We start from the raw sequence: 13,309 nt of genomic DNA on the forward strand, positions 1-13,309 counted from the left end.
CCATTCGCCACGTCATTTGAGGTTTATGCAATAAGCCAGAAACGTATTTCATATGCTTTTGAGTTCGTTTGAGATAGATAGTTTTAATTTTTCTGCTTCTTGCTCGACATTCTTCAAGGCATCTTGAAATAGCTTTAAAAAGCGAATTCCATCTTCTCCATTTTTGTATGCTACTTTGTGCTTAAACGTAATATTGTTAAGATGTTCACGAGCGTCTAAAATGGCTTCATATTCTTCTCGAATATTTGGAAAATAAACATCAATCAGCATTTCGATACGCATCAATCCTCTGTTATCGCTGGTACTAGAATTGATGGATAGATCAAGATGGTCATTATACGATATTTCGTTATTCATGACTTTTATTAACGAAATGTTATGGGAAAACAAATTGTTAGCCCAAATAGCCGTAGTTTCAAATAGTTCTTCGCCTCGACTTCTCAATAAGCTCAGGTGTTCGGCTTCGCTTTTAAGATCAAACTGTTGGGAAATGGCCCTTAAGCTGGCTCTGGTTGACATATATGTGCCCGCGAGAGTGAAGAAGCCGACTGATGCTGATGAAATTAAAGCTATTAAAACAGTATTCCAAAAATCATCCATTTTTCTGCCAATTTCAGAATTCCTAGGTTATGTTGAAGCGTACAATTAATGATCGTATAAGGCCATGTTAAAATTTACCGTACATTTTATTGGCAGCTTCCCGCAACGGATCATCGGCTAAATGCGCGTAACGTTGGGTCGTTTGTGGCTGGGTATGGCCTAGGAGTTTTCCTACGATAGGTAACGATACGCCACTTGATACAAGATGCGAGGCAAATGTGTGTCGGAGATCGTGGAGCCGCACGTCTGGCAGATTGGCGGCGGCGCGCACCTCATCCCAGAAGCGTTTGATTTCTGTCACCGGTTGACCGGCCCTTTTGCCGGGGAAGGCGTATTCCCCAATTTCTGGTTGGCCGTCTCGCCAGTCTGTCATGATACGTATCGCGTCATCTGATAGGGGGACATATTCCGTTCGTTTCTGCTTGGTGGTATGAGCGGGTTTTGTCCATACGGCGCGCTCAAAATTAAAATCCTCCCATTTTGCAGACATTAATTCACCCCGCCTTGCGCCTGTAAGGATCAACATTCTTACGATGGTAACGGCGCGTTCGTTCGGGTGGTTTTCGAGAACAGTGGCAAGTCTTTGAAGTTCACCCTCTGATAGCCAACGGTCTCGCTTCTGCTCCTGAAATTTAGGAATACCGGTTACCGGGTTCTTGTCTGACCAACCCCAATGACCGGCGAGATTAAACATCTTTGATGCGAGTGCGCGGACACGGTTGGCGCGATAAGGGGTCTCCCGCAGTTTCAGGATAATCTGTTCTAAATCTCGTTGGCGGATATTCTGTACCTTCAAATTGCCAAGTTTCGGCAGAAGGTAATTATCCAGCATGGACTGGTCATCTTTAACCGACTTTGGGCGTTTGTTCGGGAGGGCATGGCGCTTGATATAGTCTTCCGCAAGATGCGCGAAAGTGGGAGCCTTACGTTGCTGTTGCCGATCTTCTGCCGGGTCTTCCCCTTTCGCGACGTTACCAAGCTCGATACGGGCGCGCTGCCGCGCCTGATCTGCGGTAAGGGCTCCATGTTTGGCCAAGGTGAGCCGACGGGACCGCCCGTCCTTTCGATACTGTACGAGATAGCTTTTAATACCCGTATGCTTGATCCTTAGGCCAAAGCCTTTCAACTCACTATCCCAATGAAAAATATCTTTTTCGCCGGGCGAGGGGAGGGCTGCAAGATCAACAAATCGTTTCGTAAGTTTGGGCATGTCTATCTCCGGCACTGCTTACCCGCGCTTACCCGGGCAGAAAACCTAGGATTATTTGTGGCATATCGCTCTATCAAATGCCTTGCCTAATACCAACCGCTTTAAATCAACTCTCATTTGCTGATCTTATAGTCAGAAAACATATAGGTAAGCATTAGGTAAGCAAATTATCGAGAATTGGAGCGTAATCTCTTCGGCGGCTTTCGTAAAGAAAAATACAAAAATATTATATAAAACAGTATATTGATGTAATGTGGAGTAGAATATAAAAAATCGGAGAAAGGGCTGTTTTGAGGACTCTTAATCAGCGGGTCACAGGTTCGAACCCTGTAGCGCCTACCATTTTCGGATATTCAAAAGGTTGCCGGTAAGAGATTTTTCCTTGCTGGCATTCACCAGTTCGATCAATTTTGATTTTACAAATTCCTCGGCTTCGACAAAAATTGTGGTGGAGACCAGTTCAACCTCGAAATTTTCGGCGCGCGCCTTGGCCTTGGCGAGGGAAACCAACAGGCTATAGGCGACGTCCAGAGTGACAACTCCGCCACGTACATAGCGAATGCCGCCATCATAGAGCAGCGCATTGAGGTAAGTCATGTCGGCGGGGGAGAGTTCGATCTCGAAGCCGCCCCGGTTATCCAGGATATAGAAGAAGTTGCCTGTATCGTTAATTTTCAGGATTTCACGAAAGACGATCCCACGTTGCCGACGGTCAATCGGGCCTGTCGCTTTTATCAGGTTTAACTGCTCTTTACCATAATCCCGCACCTGCAGATCGCAGTTGTCGAAAGATTTTTCCAATATTATCCGGAATTTTGATTTCATATCGCGTCGGTTGCCAGTCTTCGTAGTTTAGATTTTTATAATCTTACCTAAAAATCTCCGTTTCGCAACGAAACTTCATATGCGAACGGAAACTAGGTGCGTTAAAGGGGACCATCTACACTGCTGGCGCGGTAGTTCAAGGGATTGATGGGAAAAAGAAGCGCGAGTGTGATATATATCTCATTTTTGGGTGTGACGTGGAACCTGATGCCTATGGCGTCTACGCTGCCACTGGCTGGCGGGCTTTCAAGTCATGGAATAACCGAAATACCGGATACTGATTTGACTATGAAAATCCCGAGCATCGTGTTTAGCTTGCGACAAGCAAGAGGGTACTCAAACATGTGTAAGATACAATGAATTTTGCATTCCTGCGCCATCCGTTCGTGATGCTGCAAACCATTCCGGCGGGGATTGCCCTGTCGATTGGCGCCTTTGCATTAGTAATTGGCTATGGAGAGAGTTTCTGGAGTCTCCGGGCGCTTGATCCGTATTTGCAGGACCTGGCGCCGGAAACGGCCCGCACAATCCTCTCGGTGATCGCCGGTGGGGCGATGTCGGCTCTGACGCTGACCTACTCAATCGTTCTTGTGGTGTTTGCCCTGGCGGCGGGCAATCTCGCGCCGCGAATGCTGAAACGATTTACCTCTGATATCGTGAACCAGGTGACGGCCGGCATCTTCGGTGGAACCTTTATTTATGCCCTGCTGGCCACGACCTTCGTTAAGAGCGACTTTGTACCGAACCTCACTATCCTCGGGGCTGAGGTTCTGGCGACGCTCTGCGTGATGCAGCTTATCTATTTTGTCAGAAATGTCTCTGAAAGCGTTGCCATCGATGATGAAATCGCCGCCATCACGAAAAAACTGAAGGCCGCCCTTGATGCCCGGAACAAGAGCCGGGGAGAAGAAGAGAATAAGGAGCGTAAAAAAGCCGTGGAAAAGGTCGATGACTTCGTTTTCGACATTACCGCCGGTAAACCCGGTTATCTCGGGTCCCTCAATGAAGACAAACTGACGGAAATCGCGACAAAGGCTGACGTAACGCTGGAGATCCAGAAAGCGCGCGGCGCTTATACCCTTGGCGAGGAAGTCATGATTAAGGCGACGAAGGAGCTGGATGAAGATACCGTGGATTCCATCCAGAAGCAGATCTCGATCCGCCCCTCCCGCTCGGAAGACAGCCCGATTGAGTTCTCCGTCAATCTGCTGCTGGAAATTGCGCTCAGGGCGCTGTCGCCCGGCGTCAATGATACTTACACGGCCATTGCCACGGTTGATGGCATTTCGGACGCCCTGTCTCAGGCGGACACGCAGGAGGCCGCCACCGCTTCCATCCACAAGGATGAGGAGGGTAACATCCGGCTTATGATCCCGCAGCTGTCTATCGGCAACCTGATCAACCAGGCGTTCCATCCGCTGCGTCAGGCCTCGGGCGGTAATATCCTGATGGCGATCTGTATCGCACGGGCCTATGCGCGGCTCTGCGCGACCTGTGGGAAGGGGGTCCAGAACCTGCTAACTGAACACGCACTCTTGCTGATACGAGAAGTTGAAAAGTCAAACCAATTGCCCGAAGATATCGAGAGTGTGGTCGAGGTGCTGCCGCCCGCCATCCGTAAAGCTGTTCGGGAGCAGCAAGAGAAGGGCGCGAAATGAATAATACCGAACCTCTTGCCACAGGGGTAACTCTCGCACAGGAGACGATCAGGAACTGGGCGGACACATTCTACGGGCTTGTTCCCAATATGATTGTCGGCCTGCTTGCGATGATCCTGTTCAGCCTTCTGGCATATATGGTGAAGCATCTGGTGGTGGCGTATTTCCGTCGCACGGACCGGCGGGACCTTGGGCTCATCCTTTCCAGTTTCAGTTTCTGGGGGGTGATTGTTTTCGGCCTTCTTTTGTCAATGACCATTGTCTTTCCCTCCGTCAAGCCTGCAGATATGCTGGCAAGCCTTGGCATCGGCTCACTCGCACTCGGTTTCGCCTTCAAGGATATTCTGCAGAACTGGCTGGCGGGATTACTGATCCTGCTCAGGATGCCGTTTCGGCGCGGTGATCAGATAAAAGTCGGTGATGCGGAAGGGACAGTCTTGCGCATTGAACCGCGGGCGACAGTTATTCGGACCTATGATGGCCGGGATATTGTCGTTCCGAACACGACAATCTATACCGGCACCGTCGTTGTCCATACCTCGCAGAAGAAGCGCCGGGTCGAGATCGACCTGACGGTCGGTTATATTTATGATATTGGCAAGATGACCACTATCATCGAGAATTCGCTAGAGCAGGTGGATGAAATCCTGACCGATCCGCCGCCACAGATCCTCTGCTGGAACCTGGGCTCAACCTCCCTCGCGATGAAGGTCCGCTGGTGGATTAATTCCGAACGCTCCGCCGAGGTGGTGACCCGTTCACGCGTGGTCCGCGCCATCAAGGAAGCGTTTGAGGCAAATGACATTGATCCGACTGATCCACAGCTGATCTATTACCAGAGTACCGATGGCACGCCGAAGCTGGGGGGCAGCCCCACCGCCGCTACAACCACACCACCAGAGACTGAGGAGGTGGTCGCAGGCCCGCCGCCGCCAAAGCTGACCATCAGCCAGAATGACCCGGAAGCAGAAAAGCCGCGAGACAATTCCAAGTCGGGTACATTGCTGATTGATAAGTAAGCGCAAAAGTCCCATAGAGGATCGATCACTTTAAAACTCGGGAAAATGGTTGAGGCAACATTCATGAAGATACTGATCGTAGGCGCCGGGGGCGTGGGCGGATATTTTGGCGCGAAACTGATGCAGGCGGGGGCGGATATTACCTTCCTCTTACGCGACAAACGGCACAAGCTGATCTCTGAAAATGGCCTCACCATCGAGAATGATGGCGGCAGCTTCACCATACACCCGAAATCACTGACCGCCGATCAATTGACGCCCGATTATGACCTGATCATGCTCGCGCCGAAATCATATGACTTGAGGGACTCGCTGAACTCTCTTGAAAAGGCGAGCGGGAAGGGGCTGTTTCTGCCGTTCCTGAATGGCTACAACCATCTTGAATTTCTGGATGGCAGATATGGCAAAGATCGGGTAATGGGCGGCGTTGCCCATATCGCGGCGATGATTACGGAGACGGGCGCGGTCAAGCGTCTGGGCGATCTTGGCGGGCTCATTGTTGGTCATCGCACAACCGCACAGGAAGCGACCGCGCGGGAGTTTGCCGCGCTTTGCGAGAAGGCAGATTTCAACTTCACCTATAGCGAAGATATCGAGCAGTCCCTTTGGGAGAAATGGGTGATGCTGGCGACGCTTGCGGCCATGACAACGCTTTGCCTTGGCTCCATCGGGGAGATTGTCGCGACCCGCTACGGCGCGGAGATGTCCCGCCGCACCCATGCCGAGGCCTGCGCCATTGCCGCCGCGAACAGCCATCCGATCCCTGAGAAAGTGCAGGCCGGGCAGCTTGCCATGCTGACAAAAGAGGGCTCGATCTTTACCGCCTCAATGATGCGCGATCTTGTCGGCGGCCTCCGCACGGAGCATGAACATATTCTCGGCGACCTGATCGAAAAAGGCGCGCCAGAGAACATCGATTGCCCCCTCCTAAAAATCGCCTATACCCATATGGCGGTAGTGCAGGGGCGGGGGGATTGAACTTCGTATATCAGAGTGTGCTGGGTATCGCTGAACCGTTATAAATTAGGCTGCCGTGCCCATACTTATCTTCAGTACTTTTACTTTAATATCTTCACGCATTTTGCTTCGGCATTCTCTCCCTTTTACGTCGAGATACCCGAGCAGTTTTGCTTGCCTTACCGGCGCGGTTATTCCCGCAAAGGTACTTAATATTTTATCAAGCTCCGGCTCTGGAAGTGACGTTCCTGGCCGGAGTTTTCCGACCTTTACCGCGTTGATCTTGCCAGCGGAAATCTCAAAAACCTCTAGTATAGGTGAATAGCATTTGTGATTTACATAACGTCTAAAGCCGACTTGGCTTGTCGTTGTAATAGCAACAATCGAATAAACTCCGGGAGGAAGCTCCTTCATATGAAATGCAGGCGTACTCGTGGTTTTGTTGTCACCTAGAATTAAAGCTCTACCGAAAAGCTCGCCTGTTGCCATATTAACTTTGCGTATGGTAACAGTCGCGCCTTTCTTTATTCGATAGTCACGCACAGCAATCATTGCATTCGGACTTGCCGCTGAATAGATGAAGTTCTGGTCTAATTTTGGCGCAGCGCACGCATTGAGAAGAACCAGACACAAGACAGCAAAGATGCCAGATTTCATGGTCTCAAACCGGATTTTACAATACACATAGGCGGGAGCGATCATTGTGGTTTACCACGCGAAATTTCTTGCCAATGATATAATATTATTCAATGCCAGCCTTGTTAAATTCAACATCGGTAACAACATTGGTTGCGGGACTATAGGTTACGATGAGTTCTTTTCTTTTTGATGAAACTTCCAGTCCTGTTACGGTCGTCTGTGAATGTATGTATACTTTGGCTCGCTCTCCTTCATTGGCGACAAAGGGATAGATATACTCACCGTTCGGTTGTCCGAAAAGCGCGACCAATTCGTCGACCGTTGTCGAACCCTTTTTAATCATGTCGATTTTACTCTCGTCAAAATTGGTTGAGTCGCTTTCCCAGGAACTCGTAAAGTCGCTCCCTACCAAAATATCATCTTTGAAATAGAAAGTTTGCCCACGAGCTGGCGTCACATTCTCTGTATCGGGTTTGCCACCAGCATCTGCGAATACATAGGCAACAAAGTCAAAGGACGTTCCATTTTTTGTTGTTGTTCCCGTGTTAGTTGGTGAGCCTTGTTTCTGGACGACGTCAACAGAGGTGCTTTTTCCATAGGCAAGTTGATCCGGTCCCAATTTCTGAAAATTTGTCCCGGCGGCGCAAGCGGTGAGAGCCAATGCAAAAGCGACAACAGCAAAGTATTTCATATCCCGATCCTGATTTATTATTGTGGAGCAATAAAAATTGAGTGTTGATTCATATATTTTTCTACTTTTTCGATAAAGTATCGGGAGGCGGTCCGCAAGGTCTAATCCATTTATGGATGAATTTTCACCTGTTTTACATAGCCTGCAGTTATTCAAAAAAGATCAGTTTTCACCGATCCTCTTTATCTTTTTCTCAGGCGAAGCGAGAGTTACGACAATATAGCCTGTTGCATCCCGCATCGAACATCGTATTCTCGAATGATAATAAACAAAAACGGCGCAAAGGCCGGTGAGGGAGGGATTATGAACGATACTTGGGAAATATACGCGCTACGCTATGCGGCGAAGGAAAACCGGACGCGGCGGGAATCTTTTCTGTTCGCCGATGATCACGATGCGCCGCACCCTATCGATTTCTATGTCTGGGTTCTGAAGAATGGCGGTCAGACTATTCTTGTCGATACCGGCTTCGATGCGGAGGAGGGGAAGCTCCGCAACCGACCGATCATACAGACACCGGCGCAGATGCTGACCGATTTCGGCCTGCCGCCATCGAGTATCGACAAGGTCATTGTGACCCATATGCATTATGACCATGCCGGATCGCTCTATGAATTTCGCAACGCCAAACTCTATGTGCAACCGGCGGAGATTGAATATGTCACCGGCCCCTGCATGTGCCATGACGCGCTGCGCCATCCTTTCACCGGGGAGCATGTGATCGAGATGGTTCGCTCTCTTTATGCGGGTAATGTCGAGTTCTGCGAGGGGGCAAGGGAAGTCGCGCCGGGGGTGGAGGTCCATCTGATCGGCGGGCATACACGTGGGCAGCAATGTGTGCGCGTGCGGACCCGGCGGGGCTGGGTGGTGCTGGCTTCCGACAGCAGCCATTTTTATGAGAATTACCGCACCGGAAAGCCGTTCCCCATCGTTGTGGATATGGAACAGACATTGCGCGGCTACGATACGCTGCGCTCGCTTGCTGATAGCGATAATCATATCATCCCGGGGCATGATCCCTTAACCCGTGCGTGGTATCCCATCATTGACGGCGGATCGGAGAATATCGTTCAGCTCCATGCGGAACCGAAATTATGAGTGGAGTGCGCGGTATTTCGCGCTAGGTCGGCGGTGAGACATTTGCTATTCTCCCGCGCATGGAAACGACAACAATAACAAAAAAACCTTTTCCGCTCTGGGCGTTAGTGTCGCTCAGCTCCGCCTATTTCATGGTCGGCACATCCAGTCTTTCGGTTATTGCGCTGACCTGGCAGATATCGGGCGGGCTTCAGGTGCCGCCCTCGGATATTGCCTTTCTGGTGACAGTCTTTGCGCTCGCCTTTGCCATTGCCGCGCCGCTAACACAGGTGATTTTCAGCGGGTTTGCGCGAATAAAAATACTTTGTACGGGGCTTGGCCTTCTGGCGCTCGCATTGGTATTGGGGGCGGCATCTACAAGTTACGAGATGTTGTTTATTTCGCGCGGGCTGATGGGCCTCAGCGCAGCCGCGATCAGTCCGATGTGCTCCGCCATTGGCGCTGGCCTCGCCCCACCGGAGCAGCAGGGCAGGGCCATGGGGATCGTCTTCGCCGGACTGACCTTCGCTTCTGTTCTCGGAACGCCGATTTCCGCTTATCTCGGCACTTTAATGAGCTGGCGTCTGGTGCATCTTTTACTGGCTTTGGTGGCGCTGAGTTCCATGGCGTCTATCCTTTATTTTGTGAAGGACCGGCAGGCCGGCGCGCCGATCCGGTTCTCTCATATTGTTGAGGCGCTGACGCGCGTTCGTTCCTCCTTTGCGGTGTTCACCACCTTTCTGCAGATGACCGCGATTTTCAGCACCTACGCCCTGATCGCGCCTTTTATGTCGCATAAATTTGGCCTCGCTGAAGACCTGATCGCGCTGGTACTCTTGGCTTATGGGATCAACGGGGTGCTGGGCAATGTCTTTGCCGGGCGGCTGAGTGACCGCTTCGGACCGGACAGGGTTATTTTCATCACCCTTATCGGGCTTGGTGCGGGTTTTTTGATGATCTGGGCGATTGGCCCGAACTTGTGGCTCGCTTTTTTCGCCATCGTGATCTGGTCTGCCTTTGGGATGATGTTCCACTCACCGCAGCAGCAGCGCATCGCCAATATCGACCCAGAGCGGCGTAGCCTGCTGCTCGCGCTCAATGCCGCGGCACTTTATCTTGGTATTTCTGTCGGCTCCTGGATTTCGAATTTCGTCTCCGTGCGCTGGGGATATGATGATCTGCCGCTGGTCTCGCTTGGCGTTCTCGCGGGTTGCGCGCTCATTTTTATCACGTCCGTCGTTGCGATGCGGCAGGGGAAACATACAACAGGAGGGCAGGGCTAATGGCCAGATCGATACGGGAAATTTTCAGCGATCAAGGGGAGGCCTGCGAGAAGCTTGGTTCTGATTTTACCGCAAGAGTGTGCCGCCTCGCGAGCGCCCGGCTCGGTGGTGGCGCTGTTGCCGGTACCATCCTCGGCTGGGAGGGGGACGCCTCCGCGCTCGGGGATTCAGTCCCGCTCCGTCTTTGCGGCGCGTTGCATGCGCTGGTGCTGACCGGGAAAAGCAAGGCGCTCGCCGCCGTCTATCCGCCGCATCATGGCGGCGTTTCCGATGACGATCTTTGGGCTGCTATCGCGGGGGCGCTGGTTGACGAAGAGTCCTTTATTCTCCATCGCCTTCAGGGGCCGCCGCAAACGAATGAGGTGCGCCGCGTCGGCGCGACCCTGCCAATGTTTCTGGAGGTCATGCACCAGACCGGCCTGCCGCTTGTCCTGTCTGAGGTCGGGGCGAGCGCGGGACTTAACCTTTTCCTCGATGAATTTCATATCACACTAGGCGAAGACAGTTTTGGTAATCCTGCATCGGCTGTTCATATCGCGCCGAAATGGCTGGGCGGTGCGGCGCCTGACGTCGCCCTCGATATTCACACGCGGGCCGGATGCGATCTACTTCCCGTCGATCCGGGTAATGCCGCTGATCGGGAGCGAATGCTGTCCTTCATCTGGCCGGATCAGGCGGACCGTTTGCAGCGCACCCGCGCGGCCTTCGATATTGCCGCGCATCAACCAGAGAAGGTGGAGAAGGCCGACGCCCTCGACTGGCTTAAAACGCGCACAGCGGAGCCGATGAAAGGTGTCGCCCATGTTATCTACAGCACGATTGCCTGGCAGTATCTGCCGGAGGAGGCCCGGGCACGGGGAGAGGAAATCATCCGCGCCGCCGGGGCACGGGCGACGAAGGACGCGCCGCTCGCCTGGGCACGCATGGAGATTGACGGAAAGTCTCCCGGCACCGGCCTCACCCTCATCCTCTGGCCGTCAGGAGAGGAGCATCTGGTCGGGCGTGCCGATTTTCACGGCCGCTGGATCGATTGGCAGGGCTGGCCGAAGTAAGCCTTTGCCATTGACTATGGATGGCCTGATCCTACATGGCAGGACAAGCCAAAATCGACATACAGAATAGCAGCTCTCAACTCAAAGCAATGAAAATGACATTGCATCCGGAGGAACCCATGACCCTACCCACCAAGATGCAGGGCGTTGTCCTCACAGGACATGGCGGACCTGAGGTTCTTGAATGGCGGGAGGATCTCCCCATGCCAAAACCGGGCCCGCAAGATGTTCTGATCCGGGTGTCGGCAGCAGGCGTCAACAATACGGATATCAATACGCGGCTTGCCTGGTACTCCAAGGGAAGTGCCGATAGCGAAGATGCCAGTTGGTCGGGAAAACCGCTTTCTTTTCCGCGTATTCAGGGAGCGGACGTCTGCGGGCATATCGTTGCTGTCGGTGACGCTGTCGATTCCGCCCGCGTGGGCGAGAGGGTTTTGATTGAACCCTGTATCCGAGAAGCCGACGGCGACTTGCTGGATCCGCCGTGGTATTTCGGCTCCGAATGTGACGGCGGGTTTGCGCAATATACAAAAGTTGCCGCCCGTCACGCCTATGCAATCGACAGCGAATTGACAGATGTAGAATTAGCTTCCTTTCCCTGCTCCTATTCCACCGCCGAAAATATGCTGACCCGCGCTGGCGTCAAGGAGGGGGAGACGGTTCTGGTGACTGGCGCCTCCGGCGGTGTGGGGTCGGCCACGGTGCAGCTCGCCCGTGCCCGCGGCGCGAAAGTCATCGCAGTGACAAGCCCGTCCAAGGCGCAGGCGATTACTGATCTTGGCGCCGAAAGAATTCTTGGTCGGAACGATGATTTTGTTGCCGAACTTGGCCAAAACAGCGTGGATGTGGTTGTCGACCTCGTTGCGGGTGAGAAATGGCCCACCCTGCCATTGGCGGACCGATTGTCGAGCTGGATATCCGCACTCTTTATCTCAAGGATTTAAGCTTTTTCGGCTGCACTGTTCTTAACGCCGAGGTCTTCGGCAATCTGGTCCGCCGGATAGAACGCAAGGAGATACGACCGCTGGTGGCCGAGACATTCTCCTTGCGCAATATCGGCGGCGCACAGGCAGTCTTTGGCGAGAAGGGCTATGTCGGCAAGATTGTCCTGACGGTGCCTTAGGCCATTTTCTCCATCCAGGGGCGCAGATCCATCTCATGAGTCCATGCGGAACGGTTCTGGCTGTGGAGGTTCCAGTAATTCTCGGCGATATCTTCGGGCTGTAAGATGCCATCTTTCTCGCGAAGTGCATAGCGTTCGGGGAAGCGTTCCGCGACAAACTGTGTATCGATGGCCCCGTCGATAATGATATGCGCGACATGAATGCCCTGCGGCCCCAGTTCCCGTGCAAGACTCTGGGCGAGGGCGCGGAGCGAATGCTTGGCGCCGGCGAAGGCAGAATATCCCGCCCCACCACGGATTGAGGCCGTTGCCCCGGTAAAGAGGATGGTGCCTTTTCCACGCGGCAGCATGGCTTTCGCCGCCTCCCGTCCGGTCAGGAAGCCGGCAAAGCTGCTCATCTCCCAAACCTTGCGATACACACGGCTGGTCATTTCGGTGATCGGGAAATTGACATTGCCACCGATATTGAAGATGACGGCCCCAAGCGGGGCGACGTCCTTCTCGATCTTCGCGAACAGATCGATCATTTCGTCCTCATCGCGGGCATCGACACCGAAGGCATGTGCACTGCCGCCATCCTTGCCAATATCCTCGGCAAGCTTGTTCAGGTCATCGATATGCCGGGCGCGACGGACGATGCAGGTTTCAAACCCTTCGCGGGCAAATCGTCTGGCGATGGCACCGCCGGTCGCATCTCCCGCGCCGACGACAAGACAGGATTGTTTCGTCATATTATTATCCTTATGTTGACGGTACTGCGCCGAAAAAGGCTAGGCCCTGTGGGGATATCTGTCAATAATCGTTGGCACTTATTAATGAACATAAGGTCTCAGCTACTTGCTCACCTTTAGAGGTCAGGAAAACAATCTTGCGACGTCTCTCTCCCGGATCTTCCGAAGCGTAAACTAAGTCATGTCCCGGTTTGTTGAGCCGGTGCCATTTCGACAATGCCGCCACATTTCTTGAGCATGAAGCTTGGGAGATACCAAGTGTTTTTGAAAGCTCTTTCATTGTTATTCCTTGCTTATTGGCCACAAGAATTAACGTTGCGGCCATTTGCAGCTGCATCTCCGGATCTATCTTTCGTAGTTCCTCAAGAACTCGTAGTATCTTGTTCAATTCTTTTGACATTTCTTTTCTTTTATATCTCCTTGGAGAACACCAAATGAATGCCA

General features: G+C 52.5%; 13 protein-coding genes and 1 pseudogene. 7 read left to right on the forward strand and 7 right to left on the reverse strand.

The genetic code is table 11. The annotated features are described in order from the left end of the window. Positions 1-48: 48 nt before the first annotated feature. From LKE13_RS12015 to LKE13_RS12025, 3 genes are all read right to left on the reverse strand, one after another. Positions 49-600, reverse strand: coding sequence for a hypothetical protein (locus LKE13_RS12015; RefSeq protein WP_227951610.1), 552 nt, complete (start codon positions 598-600; stop codon positions 49-51). 67 nt (positions 601-667) lie between these two features. Next, complete coding sequence (locus LKE13_RS12020) at positions 668-1,810, reverse strand: tyrosine-type recombinase/integrase (protein WP_227951611.1); 1,143 nt, start codon at positions 1,808-1,810, stop codon at positions 668-670. A 336-nt stretch (positions 1,811-2,146) separates the two neighbouring features. Next, the gene (locus LKE13_RS12025; RefSeq protein WP_227951612.1) at positions 2,147-2,635 is read right to left on the reverse strand and encodes a hypothetical protein; all 489 of its coding nucleotides are present in this window, start codon (positions 2,633-2,635) and stop codon (positions 2,147-2,149) included. A gap of 356 nt (positions 2,636-2,991) precedes the next feature. On the opposite strand from LKE13_RS12025, the gene LKE13_RS12030 reads away from it, so the two are divergent. The 3 genes from LKE13_RS12030 to LKE13_RS12040 all read left to right on the forward strand — a co-directional run bounded on the left by LKE13_RS12030 (position 2,992) and on the right by LKE13_RS12040 (position 6,290). Continuing rightward, positions 2,992-4,293, forward strand: coding sequence for a DUF2254 domain-containing protein (locus LKE13_RS12030; protein WP_227951613.1), 1,302 nt, complete (start codon positions 2,992-2,994; stop codon positions 4,291-4,293). Then, positions 4,290-5,312 carry a mechanosensitive ion channel family protein gene (locus LKE13_RS12035; RefSeq protein ID WP_227951614.1) on the forward strand — a complete coding sequence of 341 codons (1,023 nt, stop codon included), beginning with the start codon at positions 4,290-4,292 and terminating at the stop codon, positions 5,310-5,312. Before LKE13_RS12030 ends, LKE13_RS12035 begins: the two co-directional genes overlap by 4 nt. A gap of 63 nt (positions 5,313-5,375) precedes the next feature. Beyond that, on the forward strand, positions 5,376-6,290 hold the full coding sequence (locus LKE13_RS12040; RefSeq protein ID WP_227951615.1) for a ketopantoate reductase family protein: 915 nt from the start codon (positions 5,376-5,378) through the stop codon (positions 6,288-6,290). Positions 6,291-6,335: 45 nt separating this feature from the next. On the opposite strand, the gene LKE13_RS12045 is transcribed toward LKE13_RS12040, so the two are convergent. Both LKE13_RS12045 and LKE13_RS12050 read right to left on the reverse strand, forming a co-directional pair. Then, the gene (locus LKE13_RS12045; protein WP_227951616.1) at positions 6,336-6,971 is read right to left on the reverse strand and encodes a hypothetical protein; all 636 of its coding nucleotides are present in this window, start codon (positions 6,969-6,971) and stop codon (positions 6,336-6,338) included. A 40-nt stretch (positions 6,972-7,011) separates the two neighbouring features. Continuing rightward, the gene (locus tag LKE13_RS12050) at positions 7,012-7,599 is read right to left on the reverse strand and encodes a hypothetical protein (protein WP_227951617.1); all 588 of its coding nucleotides are present in this window, start codon (positions 7,597-7,599) and stop codon (positions 7,012-7,014) included. 303 nt (positions 7,600-7,902) lie between these two features. On the opposite strand from LKE13_RS12050, the gene LKE13_RS12055 reads away from it, so the two are divergent. The 4 genes and pseudogenes from LKE13_RS12055 to LKE13_RS12070 all read left to right on the forward strand — a co-directional run bounded on the left by LKE13_RS12055 (position 7,903) and on the right by LKE13_RS12070 (position 12,134). Then, on the forward strand, positions 7,903-8,697 hold the full coding sequence (locus tag LKE13_RS12055; protein WP_227951618.1) for an N-acyl homoserine lactonase family protein: 795 nt from the start codon (positions 7,903-7,905) through the stop codon (positions 8,695-8,697). A gap of 107 nt (positions 8,698-8,804) precedes the next feature. Beyond that, positions 8,805-9,959 carry an MFS transporter gene (locus LKE13_RS12060; protein ID WP_227951619.1) on the forward strand — a complete coding sequence of 385 codons (1,155 nt, stop codon included), beginning with the start codon at positions 8,805-8,807 and terminating at the stop codon, positions 9,957-9,959. Then, positions 9,959-11,011 carry a DUF2332 domain-containing protein gene (locus LKE13_RS12065; RefSeq protein ID WP_227951620.1) on the forward strand — a complete coding sequence of 351 codons (1,053 nt, stop codon included), beginning with the start codon at positions 9,959-9,961 and terminating at the stop codon, positions 11,009-11,011. Before LKE13_RS12060 ends, LKE13_RS12065 begins: the two co-directional genes overlap by 1 nt. A gap of 119 nt (positions 11,012-11,130) precedes the next feature. Next, a pseudogene (locus LKE13_RS12070) lies at positions 11,131-12,134 on the forward strand (alcohol dehydrogenase family protein). Here LKE13_RS12070 and LKE13_RS12080 read toward each other — a convergent pair. Together LKE13_RS12080 and LKE13_RS12085 are read right to left on the reverse strand one after the other, a co-directional pair. Further along, a complete protein-coding gene (locus tag LKE13_RS12080; protein ID WP_227951623.1) occupies positions 12,131-12,865 on the reverse strand; it encodes an SDR family oxidoreductase in 735 nt (244 codons plus the stop codon). The pseudogene LKE13_RS12070 and the gene LKE13_RS12080 sit on opposite strands and share 4 nt — an antisense overlap. A gap of 61 nt (positions 12,866-12,926) precedes the next feature. Beyond that, on the reverse strand, positions 12,927-13,265 hold the full coding sequence (locus LKE13_RS12085) for a winged helix-turn-helix transcriptional regulator (RefSeq protein ID WP_227951624.1): 339 nt from the start codon (positions 13,263-13,265) through the stop codon (positions 12,927-12,929). Between the last annotated feature and the right edge of the window lie 44 nt (positions 13,266-13,309).

It is taken from the genome of Sneathiella sp. HT1-7 (genome assembly GCF_020731145.1).
In the GTDB taxonomy this organism is placed as follows: Bacteria; Pseudomonadota; Alphaproteobacteria; order Sneathiellales; family Sneathiellaceae; genus Sneathiella.

Excerpts from the sequence above, each read along its gene's own strand:
- LKE13_RS12030 (WP_227951613.1), top strand. The coding sequence starts at position 2,992 with ATGAATTTTGCATTCCTGCGCCATCCGTTCGTGATGCTGCAAACCATT.
- LKE13_RS12080 (WP_227951623.1), bottom strand. The coding sequence starts at position 12,865 with ATGACGAAACAATCCTGTCTTGTCGTCGGCGCGGGAGATGCGACCGGC.
- LKE13_RS12020 (WP_227951611.1), bottom strand. The coding sequence starts at position 1,810 with ATGCCCAAACTTACGAAACGATTTGTTGATCTTGCAGCCCTCCCCTCG.
- LKE13_RS12040 (WP_227951615.1), top strand. The coding sequence starts at position 5,376 with ATGAAGATACTGATCGTAGGCGCCGGGGGCGTGGGCGGATATTTTGGC.
- LKE13_RS12065 (WP_227951620.1), top strand. The coding sequence starts at position 9,959 with ATGGCCAGATCGATACGGGAAATTTTCAGCGATCAAGGGGAGGCCTGC.
- LKE13_RS12055 (WP_227951618.1), top strand. The coding sequence starts at position 7,903 with ATGAACGATACTTGGGAAATATACGCGCTACGCTATGCGGCGAAGGAA.
- LKE13_RS12085 (WP_227951624.1), bottom strand. The coding sequence starts at position 13,265 with ATGTCAAAAGAATTGAACAAGATACTACGAGTTCTTGAGGAACTACGA.
- LKE13_RS12015 (WP_227951610.1), bottom strand. The coding sequence starts at position 600 with ATGGATGATTTTTGGAATACTGTTTTAATAGCTTTAATTTCATCAGCA.
- LKE13_RS12025 (WP_227951612.1), bottom strand. The coding sequence starts at position 2,635 with ATGAAATCAAAATTCCGGATAATATTGGAAAAATCTTTCGACAACTGC.
- LKE13_RS12035 (WP_227951614.1), top strand. The coding sequence starts at position 4,290 with ATGAATAATACCGAACCTCTTGCCACAGGGGTAACTCTCGCACAGGAG.
- LKE13_RS12045 (WP_227951616.1), bottom strand. The coding sequence starts at position 6,971 with ATGATCGCTCCCGCCTATGTGTATTGTAAAATCCGGTTTGAGACCATG.
- LKE13_RS12050 (WP_227951617.1), bottom strand. The coding sequence starts at position 7,599 with ATGAAATACTTTGCTGTTGTCGCTTTTGCATTGGCTCTCACCGCTTGC.